The organism is Kitasatospora purpeofusca (assembly GCF_036010405.1).
In the GTDB taxonomy this organism is placed as follows: domain Bacteria; phylum Actinomycetota; class Actinomycetes; order Streptomycetales; family Streptomycetaceae; genus Kitasatospora; species Kitasatospora purpeofusca.
Genome location: NZ_CP108561.1, coordinates 353,735 through 369,317, shown reverse-complemented (window position 1 = coordinate 369,317; position 15,583 = coordinate 353,735). Strand labels below are relative to the sequence as shown.

Below are 15,583 nucleotides of genomic sequence, written 5' to 3'. Positions count from 1 at the left end.
CCCGGATCCGGGGCCGATCCCTAGACGGCTTCCCTTCCCGGCCCGGTTGTGGCGCGTGACGGGGGGAGGAACCGGTTGAGGTCGGACGACGTCCGGAGGTTGTCGCGGGTGGGCGCGGTCATGGTGGGGGCGGTTCCCGGGGCGGAGTAGGTCACGGTGACGGCTCGGGCCTCGCCGTCGTTGGCGCCGAACTCGCGGAACCGGCGGAGTTCCTGCTCGGCGTTGAGCCAGAAGTCGAGGGTGTACGTTTCGCCGCCCTTCTTGAGGGCGGCTTCGACGTGCGGGCGGTGTTCCTCGGTGAGGTCGGGTATCGCGCCCACCACGGCGGCGACGTCGGTGACGGCGCGGTAGTGCGTGACTTCGGCACCGTCGAGCGACTCGGTTCCGACCGCGCTGAGCCGGCCCGTGGTGGCCAGGGTCAGCTGGTTCACCGGGTCCATCGCCATGGCCAGCTGCGGGTAGAAGGGCCGACGCCACATGAGGAAGGGCGTCTTCACCCAGAAGACCTGCTCGCCGGCGCCCGCCGCGGCCTGCTCCGTGGGGCCCATGTATGCCTCGTTGCCCACCACCCGGACTCTGATCGGGGCGTTCGGGGTGTCGGTCAGGTACTCGATCGCGGCCGGGCCGGTGGCCCAGTTGGCGAAGCCCGTGCCCGGTTCGGCCTCCAGGCCCTCCGGCACGGACAGGGCGTACCGGGCGCTGCCCGCCTTGCGCATGACCTCGGCCGAGGCAGCCAACGCGGCCTTGGGATCGGTGGCGGCTGCCTTGCCCGCCGCCACCGCACCGCTTGTCACGGCAGGGCTGGCGACTGTGCCGCCCGAGGCGGTGGCCGCTGCTGACGGTCCGCCGTCGCTGCCACTACCGGCGCTGCCGCAGGCGGTGAGGCCGCCGGCCAGTACGGCCAGAGCGACGGTGAGGACGGCGGAACGCGCTCCGCGCATGGAGACTCCCTGTGGGCCCGAACTTCTTTGCTGATTCCGGGCGCAGACTCTAATGGATCATCAGGCTGACCTCTCACAGGTTTTCCCACCGCACTGGCCGTCCCGGCCGGGGCGCGCCGGACCAGGCTCCGGGGGCCGACGACTTCAGTCGGGGAGGGCAAGCAGCTCGGTGGGGTGGGCGGATGTCGATGCCCAAGGTATCTTTGAACGTGTTCAAATCCATCGTGGGGGGATACCGTGAGCACGATCGACCGAGCACCGACGCAGGCGAAGCACCTGGTGGCACTGGCCGTCCTGGGCTGTCTGCCGTCGGCAGTCCTCTTCCCGGGGCCGTTGGCCCTCGTCGTTCTGCTGATCGGGTCGGCGCTGGCGTGCCGGGAGCGCGACGCGTTCCGCACGGTGTGCGCTGCGACCGTCGCCCTCGTCGCGGCCGGCTCGGTGGTCTGGGTGCACGACGGGGTGTTCCTGGCCGCTCCGACTCTTCCGGTGCTGCTGGTCGCGCGGTGGGTGGCACGGCCGGGCCCCGAGGTGGGGCGGGGTGCGCTGGTGCTGGGCTGGACGGTCGGGATGCTGCCCGTGCTGGGCTGGACGGTCCTGGCCCTGCGGGCGCTGTGAGGGTGGCCCGGGGCTCCGCAGCCCCGTCCGCCCGCGCTCGGTTCAGGCGGCGCCGGATCGAACGGGGCAACAGGACTCACTCGGGTGACTGTCGATCGCAGCAACCAGGTCCCGAGCCGCTGCCATCACCGAAGGGTCACGTCGTGGGTGAGCTGCGCCGCTGTCGGTCGCCGGCTCAGCACGGCCTCGTGGGCCTGTAGTTGCACCTTCGGCTGTGGCGGGTTGCCGTGTTCGAGGACCGTCTGCAGCAACTCGATCACCCCGGCCCGGGACTTGACGGTCTCGGCGACCGCGAGGTCCACAGAAAGGGAACCGCGGCGACAGTCGCGTCGAAATTTCCGACGGCTGCGGACAGGCGTCTGCAGCTGCGGATCCCGGGCCTGCGTCGCCCGGTCGCTTCGTAGGACGTCAGTCCTCCGCCGGTCGGCGGTCGGCTCGCAGGCGTTCGGCGCCGTCGGAGTCCGCAGACTGGAGGGTGTCGTCGGTGCCCAGGACGTCGGGCACCGCGACCAGGAGCTCGTACAGGAAGTCGTGGTGGCCCTCCGGTGTCGGGGCCGTGTGGTTCAGCGGATGGACCCCGAACTGCAGGTAGTGCAGGGTCTTGCGCATCATCTGGGCCGGTGAGCAGACCGAGACGAGGGTGCCGAAGCCGCCGTCCTTGAAGTACGAGGCGGCGACGAAGCACTCGTCCGCCGAACCGTAGACACCGGCGTCGCCCTTGTACCGCTCGTTGAGGTCGTCGCCGTGGACGGCCGTGGGCGGTACACCGAGCTTCTCCAGGAAATCCCCGCCGGCCCGGCTGAGACTGCTCGTGTCCTCCACGCCGAGGTGGCGGTGCCGACTGCCCGGCACGTAGATCTCCACCGGGCGTCCGGCCTTCAGGTACTCCTGGAAGAGCTCGTGGCCGCGCCGTAGCCGCGCCGTGAACTCCTCGCCGGGCGTGGCGCCGTCGACGAGCGGATGCTGGGCCGCCACCTCGATCAGCACGCCCGGCAGGTGGCCTCGCGTCCGCATGAAGGCCTGGGCCGCGAGCAGACGGTCGCGCCACCGCTCGGCCGCGGCGGGGGAGAGGAGGGGTGCCGTGTCCCGTTCGTCCATCGCAGACCGCCTCACGTGATCGTCCTCACTTCTCCGCGCCCCTCGACGATGGCCCAGGTCCGTTCGAAGTGCTTCCAGCAGGCGTCGATCAGACCGAACTCCTGGGTCCCGCGCAGCTCCAGGGACGGGGTCTCCGGAGCCCTCGCCGGTGGCAGGGTCAGCGTGATCCATCCCCAGGTCCGGTCGCACAGAATCATCGTGGACCGCAAGTGCGTGGTGAAGAACCCGATTTCGGCCGAACCGGCGGTCGATCCGGAGGCCGTGCTGCGCGCCCGGGCCTCGCGGGCGATCGCCCGCAGCCGCGCCTCGACCTCGCGGACCTCCGCCGCGATCGGTGAGCGCTCGTCCCACAGCGACTCGGACTCGTCGACGTCGGCGAGGAACTGGCCGTCGGGGACCGGTACCAGGACGCGGAGCCTGGCGCCGGCCGCGAGCGCCTTCGTCAGGTAGGGCGCCTGGATCTCGATCAGCCGCTTTCCACTGGTGGACATGATCCCGATCGACGAGGCCTTCCCGAGGTTGTCGCTCAGGGCGTTGCCGGCCTGCCCGTCCACGCTGATCCGGGCCACACCGACCTGCGTTCCCGGCGCCACCAGGTGCTGCCATTCGCTGGAGAAGGTGTGGGCGGTCGAGTTGCCCCTGACCCAGCCGGGCTGGGGGTTGTGCCTGACGGCCAGCCGCAGCGACCTGGTCACATCGCTGCGAAGGTCGGCGACGGTGCGCCAGGGCTTCCAGAGCCGCTCGCCGCGCACCTTCTCCCGGAAGACGGCGAGCCGCTCGGTGTCCTCCGGCGTCGGCTGCCAGCTCTCCGTGTGCAGTTCGGCGGGATCGGAGTGGACGAACACCAGGACGGGTTTGCCCACCGAGCGGGCGTAGTCGTACTCCCGTTCGGTGAAGCTGGTACTCCCTCCGTCGAGGTCCCCGTATCGCGCCCCGATGATGAGGACGAGGTAGTCGCAGTCGTCGATCACCCGCTCGACGACCTCCCAGGCGCCTTCCGAGCGTGCGTCGAACAGTTCCATACCGGAGGGGATGTAGCCCTCCTTGACGAGCTCGTCGATGACGGCCTCGCGGTGCTGCCTCAGGTCGAGGCTGGTCGAGCTGACGAACACCTGGTAGCGGCGCTCGTCGGCAGCGGCGGGCGCCGGCGGGGCCCCGCCTGCCGCTGCCGGGGCGCCGGCCCGGGGGTCGGGTTCCGTCGAGCGGTAGTAGTTGAAGTTGTTCGTCACGGTGCTGCGCAAGCCGATGGCGTTGCCGGCGACGTCGGCCCCGGCGCCGACGCCGCCCCCGCGCACCTCCACGTGCTCGGCGGACCGCTCGGGTTCGGCCGGGTCCTGCTGCCCGCGCCGACGGAAGCGTGAACCCGCCATCAGCCGGTCACCTCGGTGCCCTCGCCCAGCGCGTTCCCGGTGACGTCGCCTCCGGCGGCCACCGCCCCGTCGCCCTGGGCGGACACGGTCCGATCCGGCCCGGGCGCGGCGCGAGCGGCCGGGGCCAGCCCGGTGACCCTGCTGTCGGCACCGATCGCGTTGCCGATCACGCTTCCCCCGGCGGCGACCGCACCGCGTCCACCGGCCCGGACGGCGGCACCGCCGCCCGTCCGCAGCGCGAAGACCGAAGCGACGAGCCCGGCGAGCCCGACGACCGCCCCGACCACGGCGCTCGCACGCTCGGCCCCGGCGGCGTCCCCGAGGACCGCCCAGAGGGTCAACGCGACCGCAACACCTGTACACACCAGAGCCGTTGACCAGAACAGCAGGCGCATGTGCGATGCCCCCCATCACAGCGACAACCTGTAGAAGGGTAGTACCCGGCCCCCACCCGCACCACGCTCCGGACCGTCCGCTCCGGACGTCCGCCCGGGGGTCGCACCGGCCCGTGCGGATGCCGCCGGTGCGTCCGGACGAGTGAATTCCTGTCACTACCGGGTGAGCCGGACGTGCTCCGGGAGCGGCCGGGGCGGTTGGCTGGGGCCCACTCCTCGGGAAGGTTCGTCGAATGCGGTGTGCGCCCCGGCACTGGCACTCCGTGGTCAGGTGTGCCGTGACGGCGCTGCTCGGCGCCGCACTGGTCCTGCTGGGCGGGGCGGACGCGGCCGAGGCCCGGCCGTGGGCGGCCGGCATGCAGCACTGCGCCGCCGTCCAGGAGGCTCCCGCCGGAGGAGCGGAACCGCTGCCGCTGGTCGCCCCGGACGCCGACGAGTGCCCCGAACCCGCCGAGCGCCGCCGCACGCACGGAACCGTCCCGCTCCATGCCGGCGCCCACCGCGCGGGCCCGGCCTGTGCGTCGGGGTGCGGGCAGCCGCCGTTGCCGCCCGGCGAGGTGTACGCCGTGCACGATCCTGCCCGGCCGCGGTCACCGTGGCCCGCGTGCTCCGGACGGGCCGGGGCCGAGGCCACGGGCGTACGAGGCGTCGTCCTGCGCTGCTGACATGGCCCGCCGGGCAACCTCGGGCCCACGCGCCACCCACCACGGCCGTGCAAGGCCCGGCCCGGCTTCCTGCGACCCCTCTTCCACGCCGTACCGCAGGAGATCCACCATGCCCTTCGACGTCTTCTCCGCTATCGGTGCCATGGTGCGCGCCGAAGCCACCCGGACCACCGAGCCCGCTCCGTGCGCGCCGTCCGACCAGCCCGACCGGTCCGACCGGTCCGTTCCGTCGGACGAGGGCGCCACCGCCCACGCCGTCGAACCGCAGACGGCCCCGCACCCGCTGCACGAACCCACCGCCGAAACCGTCCCCCAGAGCGGTGCCCTGCCCCCGGCCGCGCCGCTGCTGCCCGGACTGTCCGCCTGAACACCCCTCGGGACCGGGCGGGCCGGAAGAAGTCGGCCCGCCCGGCTCCGAGGGCGCCGGGGCACGCCGAGGCACGACGGGCCGGGCCGGCCTCGGACTGCCGCAGGTGGCCATGGCAGCGTGGTCGTCCTGGGCCGTCGCGTGAGCACGGCCTCGACGGCGGCGGCAGGACAGTTCGTGCGTAGACGTATCATCCGATCGGCGCGCGGGGATTGTGGCCGTGCCTCGGTTCGAACAGGTTGGGGCCGACGGTACTTCACCGATGAACAGATGACCTCGACACTATGAAGCAGCTCGGAGAACGCGGCCGCCTGGCCGCCCTGGCCGTCGTCACGGCCACCGTCGGGGCGATGGCGTTGGCCGCCCCGGCGCACGCCCAGACGCCGGACGCGGGCCGGACGCGGGCGGCCGACCAGTGCGGCGGCAACATCGCCGACTACACCTGTCGGGCCCGCGCGTTCCAGTTCGACGACGCCATCGCGAGGTGGATCGGTGTCTCGGCGGTCCAGTTCAACGACGACATGACGCTGACCGTCACTCCGCAGAACAGCCCCGCCACCGTCTCCGGCGCCTGGGAACTGCACGGCCCGAACGGCCCGAACCCGGCGAAGAACGGCGTGGTGACCTTCTACACGACCGTCTCCCCGCCCGTGCAGGGCGACGGCGTGGCGAGCATCTACTGGTACGTCGGCTACCCGAACTGCAACCCGACCACGGCGGACCCGGCGAAGAAGCTGTTCCAGATCGTCGGCGACGTCCAGACACAGCCGGTCTACGAGGACGGCAGCTACGGCCCGCTGAGCAAGATCAACGGGTTCCAGGCCGACCGCTGACGCCCCGCCCCCGGGCGGATCCCGGGCCGACCGGGTCACTCCTCGGTGAGGGGCCACCACCAGAGGCTTCCGGCGATCGGTGGAAGGCGGTCCGGCGGTGCGGGGCGGCGGTCGGTGGGCGGTTCAGGCCGGCCGGCGGGGGCGCCCGGGGCGCGGAAGCGGTCGGTGCCGGCCGTCCAGTCGAGCTGGCCCCGGATGCTGGCGGCGAGGTTGGCGAGCAGCGCCCGCAGGGCGGGCCCGGCGGTGGCCGCCGTACGGGCGTTCAGCCGCAGGAACCGGGCGAGGACTTCGTCGCGCAGCCCGGTTCCGAGGCGGACCGCCTCGGCGGGCGCGCAGCCGAGCGACCGGGCGAGCACGTCGGGCAGGTTGACGTGGTCGAGCGTGGCCGCGGTGTGGTCGCGGGCGTAGCCGTAGAGGTCGTTGTCCCAGCCGGTGATCAGGTTCGTCATGTCGATGAGCGCCCGGACGGCCGGCCGGTCGAGTTCGGCCGGTGCGGGTTCGGGGCCGTCCGCCACGGCGAGGACGTCGGCGATGGGCACGAACCAGGTGGTCGCCCGGCGGTGTAGCAGGTACGCGTCCAGGTCGGGGACGAGCCGGCTGCGGGAGAGGTGTTCGTCCAGGTTGGCGGCGAGGCTCTCGTCGATCGCCCGGGCCAGGTGGCCGCTCAGGCCCGGGGAGGCCAGTGCGGTGTGGGAGGACAGCATCCGCTGGACGGCCCGGCCGACCGGGTCGGGGCTGGGGGCGCGGGTGTGCGCGGCGGCGCGCAGGACGGCGGTGCGGTCGGCCAGTCCGGGGTCCGAGCCCGGGGTGTCGTACAGGTCGTCGAGCACGAAGGTGAGGCTGAGCAGGTCGGTGAGGACGAGGAGGCCCGGCACCGTGGCGCGCGGTGCGAAGCGGGCGGCCAGCTCGCCGATCCGATGACGGGCCAGCGCGGCCCGCCGATCGGATTCGGGGGGCACCGCGGAGGCCGTCATCCAGGTGACCTGGTGCTCCTGGGCGAGCCGGTGCTCGGGGTGCAGCGCGGGCGGGAGCGGGCACCAGAACGGTGGGATCGGCGGCGGACGCGTCATCGGCGGTACCTCCTCAGCGACGGGCGACGGGGCCGCCGGGGTCAGCGGGGTCGCCGGGGCCGGCAGGGTCAGGGGAGCCAGCGGGGCCGGCGGCGGCGACGAGGTCGGCGAGTCCGCGGCAGGTGAGGGCGTGGTTCTGGGCCGGAACGTCGGAGAGGAACGGCCGGGGCCCGGACATGGCCGGACCGGGTTCGGTCCAGCCGCCGTCGTCACGCCGGCTCTCCACCAGGAACCGCAGCGCCCGGCGGAGCGCGTCCGGCGGGACCGGGCGGAGGCTCTGCAGCAGTGCGGTGACGGCGAGCGCGGTCGCCGCCGGGCTGGCCGAGTCCTCGCCCTCCAGGCGCGGCCAGGCACCGTCCGGCCGCTGGGCGGTGGCCAGCCGTGCGGCCTCCCGGGCGAGCTCCGGGGACTCCCGGCCGAGCAGCGGCGCGATCTCGGCCGCCGGGTAGGCGGGGTAGCCGTACCAGTCGGCCTGCCAGCGGCCGTCCGCCCGGTGGCGCTCGACCAGCCAGCGCCGGGCGGGGGCGGTGTCGGGGCTCCCGTCCCCCCAGCGACGGTGGGCGTCCACGCCTGCGGCGAGGTGGGCGACGACGTCCTGTGCCGGAGTGTCGTCGGAGGACTGCCAGGTCGTCCAGAGCCCGTCCGGCCGCTGCCGCGCCGCGGCGTACGCGCGGGCCGCCGGCCACACCCGGGCGCCCTGCGGGGAGCGGGCCAGGGCGAGCAGCACCGCGCCGGTGGTGTCGTTGTCGGACGCCAGCCCCTGGCCGGCGACCAGGGGCGAGTTGCTGCCCCAGCCGCCGTCCGGACCCTGTGTCCGCTCCAGGAAGGACAGGGCCGAGGGCAGTGCGCGGGCGTCGAATTCGGGGCGGCCGCGCAGGCAGCGGGCCATCAGAGCGGTGTCCCACACGTCGAAGGTGCCGAGCCCCCAGCCGGACCGGGGAACCCGGGAGCGGCGGAGCTGCCCGGCCGCCGCCCGCACGGCCGGGTGGCCCGGGGCCGTGCACGCGAGGGCGAGGCAGGCCACGGCGGTGGTCAACGCCATGGTGTGGAAGGAACCGTCACCCGCCTGCTCGGCCTCCAGCGCCCGTCGCACGCGCGGCGGGACCGGCCGGCCGAGCGCGTGGTGGGCGAGGAGTTCGCCGGCCAGCAGTACGGTCCGCTGCCAGCCCTTGAGCCCCGCGCCCCGGTCCGGTCCGAGGGCGCCGACCGCCGTCTCCAGCAGCTGCCCGGGGTCGGCGCCGGGCGCGCCGGTCGCGACGGCGACGGTGTGCAGGAGAAGGTGACGGCGTGCCAACGCCGCTTCGTCCGGCGCTGGTTCGGTCAGCGGCGGCGGCCGGGACGGCCGCAGGGCGAGCGCGAGCAGCCAGCGGTCCGCCGCCGCGACCGCCGGATGGTGCCGCTGGACCTCGGCCCGCTCGGCCAGCCACCGCAGGGCCTCCGCCGGTACCGACCCCGGTCCTTCGGCCTGCCGCAGGGCGAGGACCGCCACGGCGGTTTCCAGGATGCGCGGCCCGGCGGGCACCGACCAGGACCCGTCGGACCGTTGGGACGCCACGGCGTGGGCGACCGCCGCCGACAGCGCCGCCCGGGCCCGCCGCTCCAGCCCCGGGCCACCGTCTCCGGCCGCGAACATCAGCCCTCCGTCGTCGCTCGCCTCCGCCCCCCGGGCCAATGTCCCGAATCCGGGGGCCGGTCTGTAGGCGCGTACGGGACGTGATGAGGTGCGGGGCTCGGTTTGTGCGCGCCTGACCGCGCCGTGGCGTGCGCGCCGGGTCGGCCGGGCCGCCTTCCCGCGCCGCCGTCACCCGGGCCTGCCCGGGTCGTCCGACGCCGTGGTTCCGCTGGAAGGCGGTGCGGGCGGTGGAGTCGACACAGACGTCGGCGAACAGGCCGACCAGGACGAGGTGGTCGATCCCGCGCCGGCGCAGGTACGGTTCGAGGCGCTCGTCCAGGAACGCGTCGAAGACGGCGCGCTTGGTGAACACCTCTTCACCCGGCCGGGGCCGGACGCCGTGGAACTCGGCGCCCCAGCTGCCCTCCAGGCACTTGGGCTGCTTGCCGAGCAGTGCGTCCCTGCGGCGCCAGGCGGGCCCCTGGTGGACGGGGTCGCCGAGGAAGCGCACGAACAGGACGTCGAGGCCCGCCGCCCGGGCCAGCTCGACGGCGCGGACACTGTTCGCGGCGGCGCGCGCCGGCCGCTCGGGTCGCCGGGGTAGCGGGCGGCGGCGAGGGGGCCGGCGCAGAAGTCGTTCTGCAGGTCGACGACGAGCAGCGCGGAGCGGGGCGTGCCGGTCACCGGGCGCCCGCCCCGGCTTCTGCGGCACTCGCGCCGGACCGGTCGGCGGCACTGGTGCCGGCCTCGGCCTCGCCCCCGGCCAACTCGGCGAGCACGGCGTCCACCACCTCGGTGGTCCCGGCCTGCCCGCCGAGGTCGGGAGTGCGGACGCCCCGGCCGCGGACGGCGGTGAGCGCGGCTTCGAGGGCCGCCTCGGCGCCGGGGCAGTGGACGTGGCGCTCGGCGATCCGGGCGGCGGCCCGCAGCGTGGCGACCGGGTTGACCACACCGCGCCCGGCCAGGTCGTCGGCCGAGCCGTGCATCGTCTGATACTCCGTCAGCTCATCGAGCTCCGGCGCCAGATGGACGTTCTCGGTGCACCGGTCCTCCTGCCGCTGCGCCCCGTACCGGTCGAGCAGCACCACGTGCATGATGTCCGCCCACTCGTTCCCGGCGACCAGCACGGTGCGGTCCTCGGGGCCGTGCGTGATCAGGTTGCGGTTGACCGTGTCGGGCTGGAACAGCTCGACGGCCACACCGAGTTGATCGGCCAGGCCCTCGGTCCACTCGTCCAGCGCCCCGTCCAGCAGGTGGTACTTGTAGGCCATCAGGACGCGGGACGGGCCCTGCGGCCAGAGTGCGCGGGCGCGGCGCACGGCGTACTCCAGGATCCGCACCGTGACGGCGCGGCTGAACTCCATGGTGCGCACCACGGTGCCGGGGGTGTGCCGGTTCTCACCGGTGTAGAAGCCCTGCGCCTGGTCGCGGACCAGCAGTAATCGGGCCGGACCGGCCGTGAGCGGTTCGACCTTGACGGCGGCCAGCCGCTGGCGGACCAGGTACAGCGACTGGGCGTTGATCGCGGTGCGGAACACTGCCCGCACGCCGCGGGCGGCCTGGTCCCGGCAGAACTGCTCGTAGTGCGCGGCGTCCTCGCCGGTGAGCCGCTCGAACTGACCGGTGTCGCGGGCCTGTTCGCGCAGTGAGACGTAGGAGTGGTAGAGCCGCGGTGACCGCACCACCTCGGCTCGCGTGCCGTGCAGGGCGGTGATCCGCTCCAGCGTCCGTTCGAAGACGGGTGCGAGTTCGGGTCCGGTGCCGCGGCCGACGGCGAGGGCTATGAGCGGTGCGGTCATGCGGGGTCCTTCCGGGTTGGCGTTCGCGGGGGCAGATGTTGGTGGGGGAAGCGGTTCCTCAGAGGTCAGGCGGAGGTCGGGAGGAGGTGGTCGCCCGGGATGCCGGTCTTCTCGGGGGAGTAGTAGTCGCGGATGCCGTCGGCACAGGTGGTGACGGTGATGCGGTCGCCGGCGTCGGGGCCGAAGGCGTCGAACAGCGCGGCGGTGTTGGGCCTCTCGAAGCCGATCGAGGTCATCAGCGCGAGGAACCGGGGCCGTTCGATCAGCCCGTCGCCGTCGGGGTCGCCGAGCGCGGCCAGGGCGTCGGCGAAGGCCGAGGCGGTGGCGCCGAAGCGTTCGGGGTTCAGCACGAAGCCCTGGAACTCCTCCGGGCTGATCACCCCGTCGCCGTTGGCGTCCAACTCCCCGAGCAGCACTTCCCAGTAGCGGCGCAGGCTGTCGGTCAGGGCGTGGCGGTCGGGTTCGGGGGAGTCGTCGGCGACGGCCAGGATGCGATCGGTCAACAGGTCGAAGTCCTCGGCGTCGAGCACCCCGTTGCCGTTGGCGTCGAACAGGGTGAAGACCAGCGCGGCGCGCCGGTGGGCCTCCTGGGTCATGGTGTTCCCTCTCTCGCGGCGGCCCGGCCTCGAACGGCGGGGCCTCGGCCCCGGCTGTGCCGTTCGGGTGCGGCCGGGGCTCCCACTGTGCGGGCCGGGTCCGGGGACGGGGTCGGAACCGGTGATGCGTCACCCGACAGGGTGGCTGAGCGCGCTCGCTCTTGCCGTGCCGCCCCCGCTGTGCTCGCCCTTGCAGTGTTGCCCTCGGGGTCCCGTCCATGTCCGACATGTCGTCGTTGGCGGTGGAATTGACGGTCGATCGGGATCCGGGCACGTCATCGGGGTGGCGGTCCGGCGCACGCCGTTTCGGCAAAGGGAAGGTAAAGGAAAAGTGGTCTGAACCTCTTGACTGGTTGGTCTGGACCTTTCTAGTCTCGCCGAAGCACCCTGCGGCGGACGTCGCGCAGTGTGCGCCCACGGACTCCCCACCCCTGTCCGCCCCCACGCCGAGGAGCCCTCTCTTGCTGACTCGCTTCGCCCTGCCCACAAAGAGGTTGAGAGCCGCCGCGGCCGGCCTGACCGCGCTCGCCCTGCCGCTGGTCGCCGTCGTCGGCCTGTCCACCCCCGCCCAGGCCGCCGCCGGGGCCACCGCCACCTTCGCCAAGGGCTCCGACTGGGGAGCCGGGTTCGACGGCAAGTGGACGGTGAAGAACACCGGTACCACCACGCTCTCGTCCTGGACGATCGAGTGGGACTTCCCCGCCGGCACCAGCGTCGCCTCCGCCTGGGACGCCACCGTCACCAGCACCGGCAACCACTGGACCGCCAAGGACAAGGGCTGGAACGGCACCCTCGCCCCCGGTGCCTCCGTGACCTTCGGCTTCAACGGCGCGGGCCCCGGCGCCCCCAGCGGCTGCAAGCTCAACGGTGCCTCCTGCGACGGCACCGACCTGCCCGGCAACAAGGCCCCCTCCGCGCCCGGGACCCCGGTCGGCTCCGACGTCACCGACACCTCGCTGAAGGTGTCGTGGACCGCCGCCACCGACGACACCGGCGTCAAGAACTACGACGTCCTGCGCAACGGCACCAAGGTCGCCACGGTGACCGGCCTCAGCTACAGCGACAGCAACCTCACCGCCGGCACGAGCTACACCTACACCGTCGTCGCCCGCGACACCGCGGACCTGACCGGCCCCGCCAGCGCGCCCGGCACCGTGCGCACCACCGGCGGCGACGTCGTCACCGGCGACAAGGTCAAGCTCGGCTACTTCACCAACTGGGGCGTCTACGGCCGCAACTACCACGTGAAGAACCTGGTGACCTCGGGCTCCGCCGCGAAGATCACCCACATCAACTACGCCTTCGGCAACGTCCAGAACGGCAAGTGCACCATCGGCGACGCCTACGCCGACTACGAGCGCGCCTACACCGCCGACCAGTCCGTCGACGGCGTCGCGGACACCTGGGACCAGCCGCTGCGCGGCAGCTTCAACCAGCTGCGCGAACTCAAGCGCCTCTACCCGCACATCAAGGTGATCTGGTCCTTCGGCGGCTGGACCTGGTCCGGCGGCTTCGGCCAGGCTGTGCAGAACCCGGCCGCGTTCGCCAAGTCCTGCCACGACCTGGTCGAGGACCCGCGCTGGGCCGACGTCTTCGACGGCATCGACCTCGACTGGGAGTACCCGAACGCCTGCGGCCTGACCTGTGACACCAGCGGCGCCGACTCGTTCAAGAAGATGGTCCACGCGATGCGCACCGAGTTCGGCAACGACCTGGTGACGGTGGCGGTCTCCGCCGACGCCTCGCAGGGCGGCAACATCGACAAGGCCGACTACGCGGCCGGTGCGCCGTACCTCGACTGGTTCAACGTCATGACGTACGACTTCTTCGGCGCCTGGGCGGCGAAGGGCCCGACCGCCCCGCACTCCCCGCTCACCGCCTACGACGGCATCCCGAAGGCCGGCTTCACCTCGGCCGAGGCCATCGCCAAGTACCGGTCGATCGGCGTGCCCGCCTCCAAGCTGCTGCTGGGCATCGGCTTCTACGGCCGGGGCTGGACCGGCGTGACCCAGTCCGCCCCGGGCGGTACCGCCACCGGCGCCGCGGCCGGCACCTACGAGACCGGCATCGAGGACTACAAGGTCCTCAAGAACACCTGCCCCGCCACCGGCACGGTCGCCGGCACCGCCTACGCCCACTGCGGTACCAACTGGTGGAGCTACGACACCCCGGCCACCATCACGGCCAAGATGGCGTGGGCCAAGGGGCAGAACCTGCGCGGCGCGTTCTTCTGGGAGTTCAGCGGCGACACCGCCAACGGCGAGCTGGTGAACGCGATCCACACCGGCCTCCAGTAGCACCTCCGCAAGTAGCACCACCGCAAGTAGCACCACCCGCACCACCCGCACCACCGCGCGCAGCGGCCCGCCCTCCCCGGCGGGCCGCTGTCGGCGTTCCGGCGCTGGGGGCGCGAACGTGCCGCAAGGGTGGTGGAGGGTGGAACGCGCGCCCGCCGTGCGCCTGTTGAGCGGGCGCGGCGTGGTGCGTTCCACTCGTCCGCCCGCCCGGCGGCGCGCCGGTGCGCGCCGTCCGGCAGGCCGGCACGGACGTTTTCCCAGGCCGGGGCAGTGATGCGGGGAACGGTCGGTCCTGTCCGAGCGGCGTTGCCTCTCCTCCGACGGGGATGCACACAGGTCCCAAGTGCCTCTCCTGTCCCGTCCGGAACAACGAGCTGCGAGGGAACACGGCCGATACCGAGTCGGCTCGCCGGAGAATCAATTGACCGTGGTCGATTCGGACGGGATGCTGATCGCGCACGACGCAATTACTGCCGAGCGCCTCGTGCATTTTCGATCCTGCATTCGATTCGTGCGAGGAGAATTAGTGATCTCGAGGACGAAGAAGTTTATGAGCTTCGCGGCCGCCACGTTCGCCGCCGCTGCCGCGTTCACCGTGGCCGTGCCGAACAACGCGTTCGCCATCAACCACATCGAGTGCCGGGGAGGCGAGGACTTCCTGAAGATCTGGTCCCACAGCGGCGGCAGCCAGAGCGTGGACTGCTACGCCAACGCCGGTCGGACCGACTTCGGCAACTGGTGGGTCGACCGGATCTCCACGGGGAACAACGACCTCATCTACTTCGACGCCAACGGCGACTCGGTCAGGATCAACCGGTGGACCGACATCTCGTTCCCGAACCACCCGCCGCAGGTGAAGTCCATCGAAATCCTGTGACGGATGTCGGGTTGAACGCATCGCCCGGAATTCGCATTTCCGTCCGAGCGTGCGAGTAGCCGTACATTCGGGTGATGTGAATATGCGGGCGTCGGGTGAGCGGGCGTCGGGCGAGCGCGCGCCGGGGTGCGGCTGACACGCTGACCGCTTCACCGGACGACGAGGACCCGGCGCCCGCAGGTGTGGCCGGCGCGGCTGTCGATATGGGCCGCCGCGGCCTCGGCGAGCGGGTAGGACTTCTCGACGGGGATGTGGAGCCTTCCTCGTGAGATGAGGTCCACGGCCGTGGCGAGCGCCTCGGGCACGCTCCCGGCCGTGCCCGAGAACCGGACGCCGTGATCGGGTGCACCGAGATCGGCGATGGAGACCACCTTCCGTGCGTCGCCGGTGAGTTCGACGAGTTCGGGGATCACGCCCGAGCCGGCCAGGTCGAGGGCGGCATCGACGCGACCGAGCCCGCGCACCCGGTCGGGCCAGCCCTCGCCGTAGGTCGTGGCGAGGGCGCCCAGGCTCCGCAGGTAGTCCTGGTTGTGGGCACCGGCCGTGCCGACGACGCGGATGCCGCGGTCGCGGGCGATCTGCAGGACGGCCGAGCCGACGCCGCCGGCCGCGCCGCTGACCAGCAGGGTCTGCCCCGGGCGGACGCCCACTTCACCCAGGATCCGCAGCGCCGTCTCGACCACCGAGGGGTAGCCGGCGGCCTCCTCGAAGCCGATGCCCTGGGGCATGGCGGCCCAGGCCGTCAGTACGGCGAACTCGGCGTAGGTGTCGATGCCTTCGCCGAAGACGTGGTCCCCGACCTGCGTCCCGTCGACGCCCTCGCCGATCGCGTCGACGACCCCGGCGGCGTCCAGGCCCAGTCCGGAGGGCAGTCGGGTGGGGTGGGCGCCGAGGATCTGGCCTTCGCGAATCCGCCAGTCGACGGGGTTCACGCCTGCGGCGCGGACGGCTATGCGGACCTGGCCGGGCCCCGGGCGGGGCTCGTCGGTGTCGAGGAGGTGCAGGACGTCGGGGTCGCCGAACTCGGCGAAGATCACCTTCTTCATAC

Annotated in this window: 16 protein-coding genes and 1 pseudogene; 6 read left to right on the top strand and 11 right to left on the bottom strand. The window is 72.9% G+C overall.

All coding sequences use genetic code 11. From position 1 onward, the window contains the following. Positions 1-20 precede the first annotated feature (20 nt). On the bottom strand, positions 21-941 hold the full coding sequence (locus OG715_RS01690; protein WP_327063689.1) for a hypothetical protein: 921 nt from the start codon (positions 939-941) through the stop codon (positions 21-23). Positions 942-1,178: 237 nt separating this feature from the next. Between OG715_RS01690 and OG715_RS01685 the strand changes: the two genes are divergently transcribed. Further along, a complete protein-coding gene (locus OG715_RS01685; RefSeq protein WP_327063688.1) occupies positions 1,179-1,556 on the top strand; it encodes a hypothetical protein in 378 nt (125 codons plus the stop codon). 125 nt (positions 1,557-1,681) lie between these two features. On the opposite strand, the gene OG715_RS01680 is transcribed toward OG715_RS01685, so the two are convergent. The 4 genes from OG715_RS01680 to OG715_RS01665 form a co-directional block, all read right to left on the bottom strand. Beyond that, on the bottom strand, positions 1,682-1,858 hold the full coding sequence (locus OG715_RS01680; protein WP_327063687.1) for a hypothetical protein: 177 nt from the start codon (positions 1,856-1,858) through the stop codon (positions 1,682-1,684). Positions 1,859-1,964: 106 nt separating this feature from the next. Beyond that, positions 1,965-2,654 carry a hypothetical protein gene (locus tag OG715_RS01675; protein ID WP_327063686.1) on the bottom strand — a complete coding sequence of 230 codons (690 nt, stop codon included), beginning with the start codon at positions 2,652-2,654 and terminating at the stop codon, positions 1,965-1,967. An 11-nt stretch (positions 2,655-2,665) separates the two neighbouring features. Beyond that, on the bottom strand, positions 2,666-4,024 hold the full coding sequence (locus tag OG715_RS01670; RefSeq protein ID WP_327063685.1) for a DUF4062 domain-containing protein: 1,359 nt from the start codon (positions 4,022-4,024) through the stop codon (positions 2,666-2,668). After that, positions 4,024-4,365, bottom strand: a complete 342-nt coding sequence (locus OG715_RS01665; RefSeq protein ID WP_327063684.1) for a hypothetical protein — start codon at positions 4,363-4,365, stop codon at positions 4,024-4,026. The genes OG715_RS01670 and OG715_RS01665 overlap by 1 nt, the downstream gene beginning before the upstream one ends. Positions 4,366-4,697: 332 nt before the next feature. Between OG715_RS01665 and OG715_RS01660 the strand changes: the two genes are divergently transcribed. From OG715_RS01660 to OG715_RS01650, 3 genes are all read left to right on the top strand, one after another. Continuing rightward, positions 4,698-5,084 (top strand): hypothetical protein, encoded by a 387-nt coding sequence (locus tag OG715_RS01660; RefSeq protein WP_327063683.1) that lies wholly within the window; start codon positions 4,698-4,700, stop codon positions 5,082-5,084. A 109-nt stretch (positions 5,085-5,193) separates the two neighbouring features. Then, positions 5,194-5,451 carry a hypothetical protein gene (locus OG715_RS01655; RefSeq protein ID WP_327063682.1) on the top strand — a complete coding sequence of 86 codons (258 nt, stop codon included), beginning with the start codon at positions 5,194-5,196 and terminating at the stop codon, positions 5,449-5,451. A 284-nt stretch (positions 5,452-5,735) separates the two neighbouring features. Beyond that, positions 5,736-6,284: a hypothetical protein gene (locus OG715_RS01650; RefSeq protein WP_327063681.1), complete on the top strand. Its 549-nt coding sequence runs from the start codon at positions 5,736-5,738 to the stop codon at positions 6,282-6,284. Positions 6,285-6,319: 35 nt separating this feature from the next. On the opposite strand, the gene OG715_RS01645 is transcribed toward OG715_RS01650, so the two are convergent. The 5 genes and pseudogenes from OG715_RS01645 to OG715_RS01625 form a co-directional block, all read right to left on the bottom strand. Then, positions 6,320-7,354, bottom strand: a complete 1,035-nt coding sequence (locus tag OG715_RS01645) for a terpene synthase family protein (RefSeq protein ID WP_327063680.1) — start codon at positions 7,352-7,354, stop codon at positions 6,320-6,322. A 13-nt stretch (positions 7,355-7,367) separates the two neighbouring features. Then, positions 7,368-8,987: a hypothetical protein gene (locus OG715_RS01640; RefSeq protein WP_327063679.1), complete on the bottom strand. Its 1,620-nt coding sequence runs from the start codon at positions 8,985-8,987 to the stop codon at positions 7,368-7,370. A gap of 256 nt (positions 8,988-9,243) precedes the next feature. Then, positions 9,244-9,678 (bottom strand): annotated as a pseudogene (locus OG715_RS01635) (cysteine hydrolase family protein); the annotation flags it as partial. Beyond that, on the bottom strand, positions 9,647-10,765 hold the full coding sequence (locus OG715_RS01630) for an isocitrate/isopropylmalate family dehydrogenase (protein ID WP_327063678.1): 1,119 nt from the start codon (positions 10,763-10,765) through the stop codon (positions 9,647-9,649). The pseudogene OG715_RS01635 and the gene OG715_RS01630, both read right to left, overlap by 32 nt. A 65-nt stretch (positions 10,766-10,830) precedes the next feature. After that, positions 10,831-11,361 carry an EF-hand domain-containing protein gene (locus OG715_RS01625; protein WP_327063677.1) on the bottom strand — a complete coding sequence of 177 codons (531 nt, stop codon included), beginning with the start codon at positions 11,359-11,361 and terminating at the stop codon, positions 10,831-10,833. 461 nt (positions 11,362-11,822) lie between these two features. On the opposite strand from OG715_RS01625, the gene OG715_RS01620 reads away from it, so the two are divergent. Both OG715_RS01620 and OG715_RS01615 read left to right on the top strand, forming a co-directional pair. After that, positions 11,823-13,658 carry a glycoside hydrolase family 18 chitinase gene (locus OG715_RS01620; protein WP_327063676.1) on the top strand — a complete coding sequence of 612 codons (1,836 nt, stop codon included), beginning with the start codon at positions 11,823-11,825 and terminating at the stop codon, positions 13,656-13,658. A 550-nt stretch (positions 13,659-14,208) separates the two neighbouring features. Next, the gene (locus OG715_RS01615; protein WP_327064208.1) at positions 14,209-14,535 is read left to right on the top strand and encodes a beta/gamma crystallin domain-containing protein; all 327 of its coding nucleotides are present in this window, start codon (positions 14,209-14,211) and stop codon (positions 14,533-14,535) included. Positions 14,536-14,684: 149 nt separating this feature from the next. Here OG715_RS01615 and OG715_RS01610 read toward each other — a convergent pair whose 3' ends face one another. Beyond that, positions 14,685-15,581, bottom strand: a complete 897-nt coding sequence (locus OG715_RS01610; protein ID WP_327063675.1) for an NADP-dependent oxidoreductase — start codon at positions 15,579-15,581, stop codon at positions 14,685-14,687. Between the last annotated feature and the right edge of the window lie 2 nt (positions 15,582-15,583).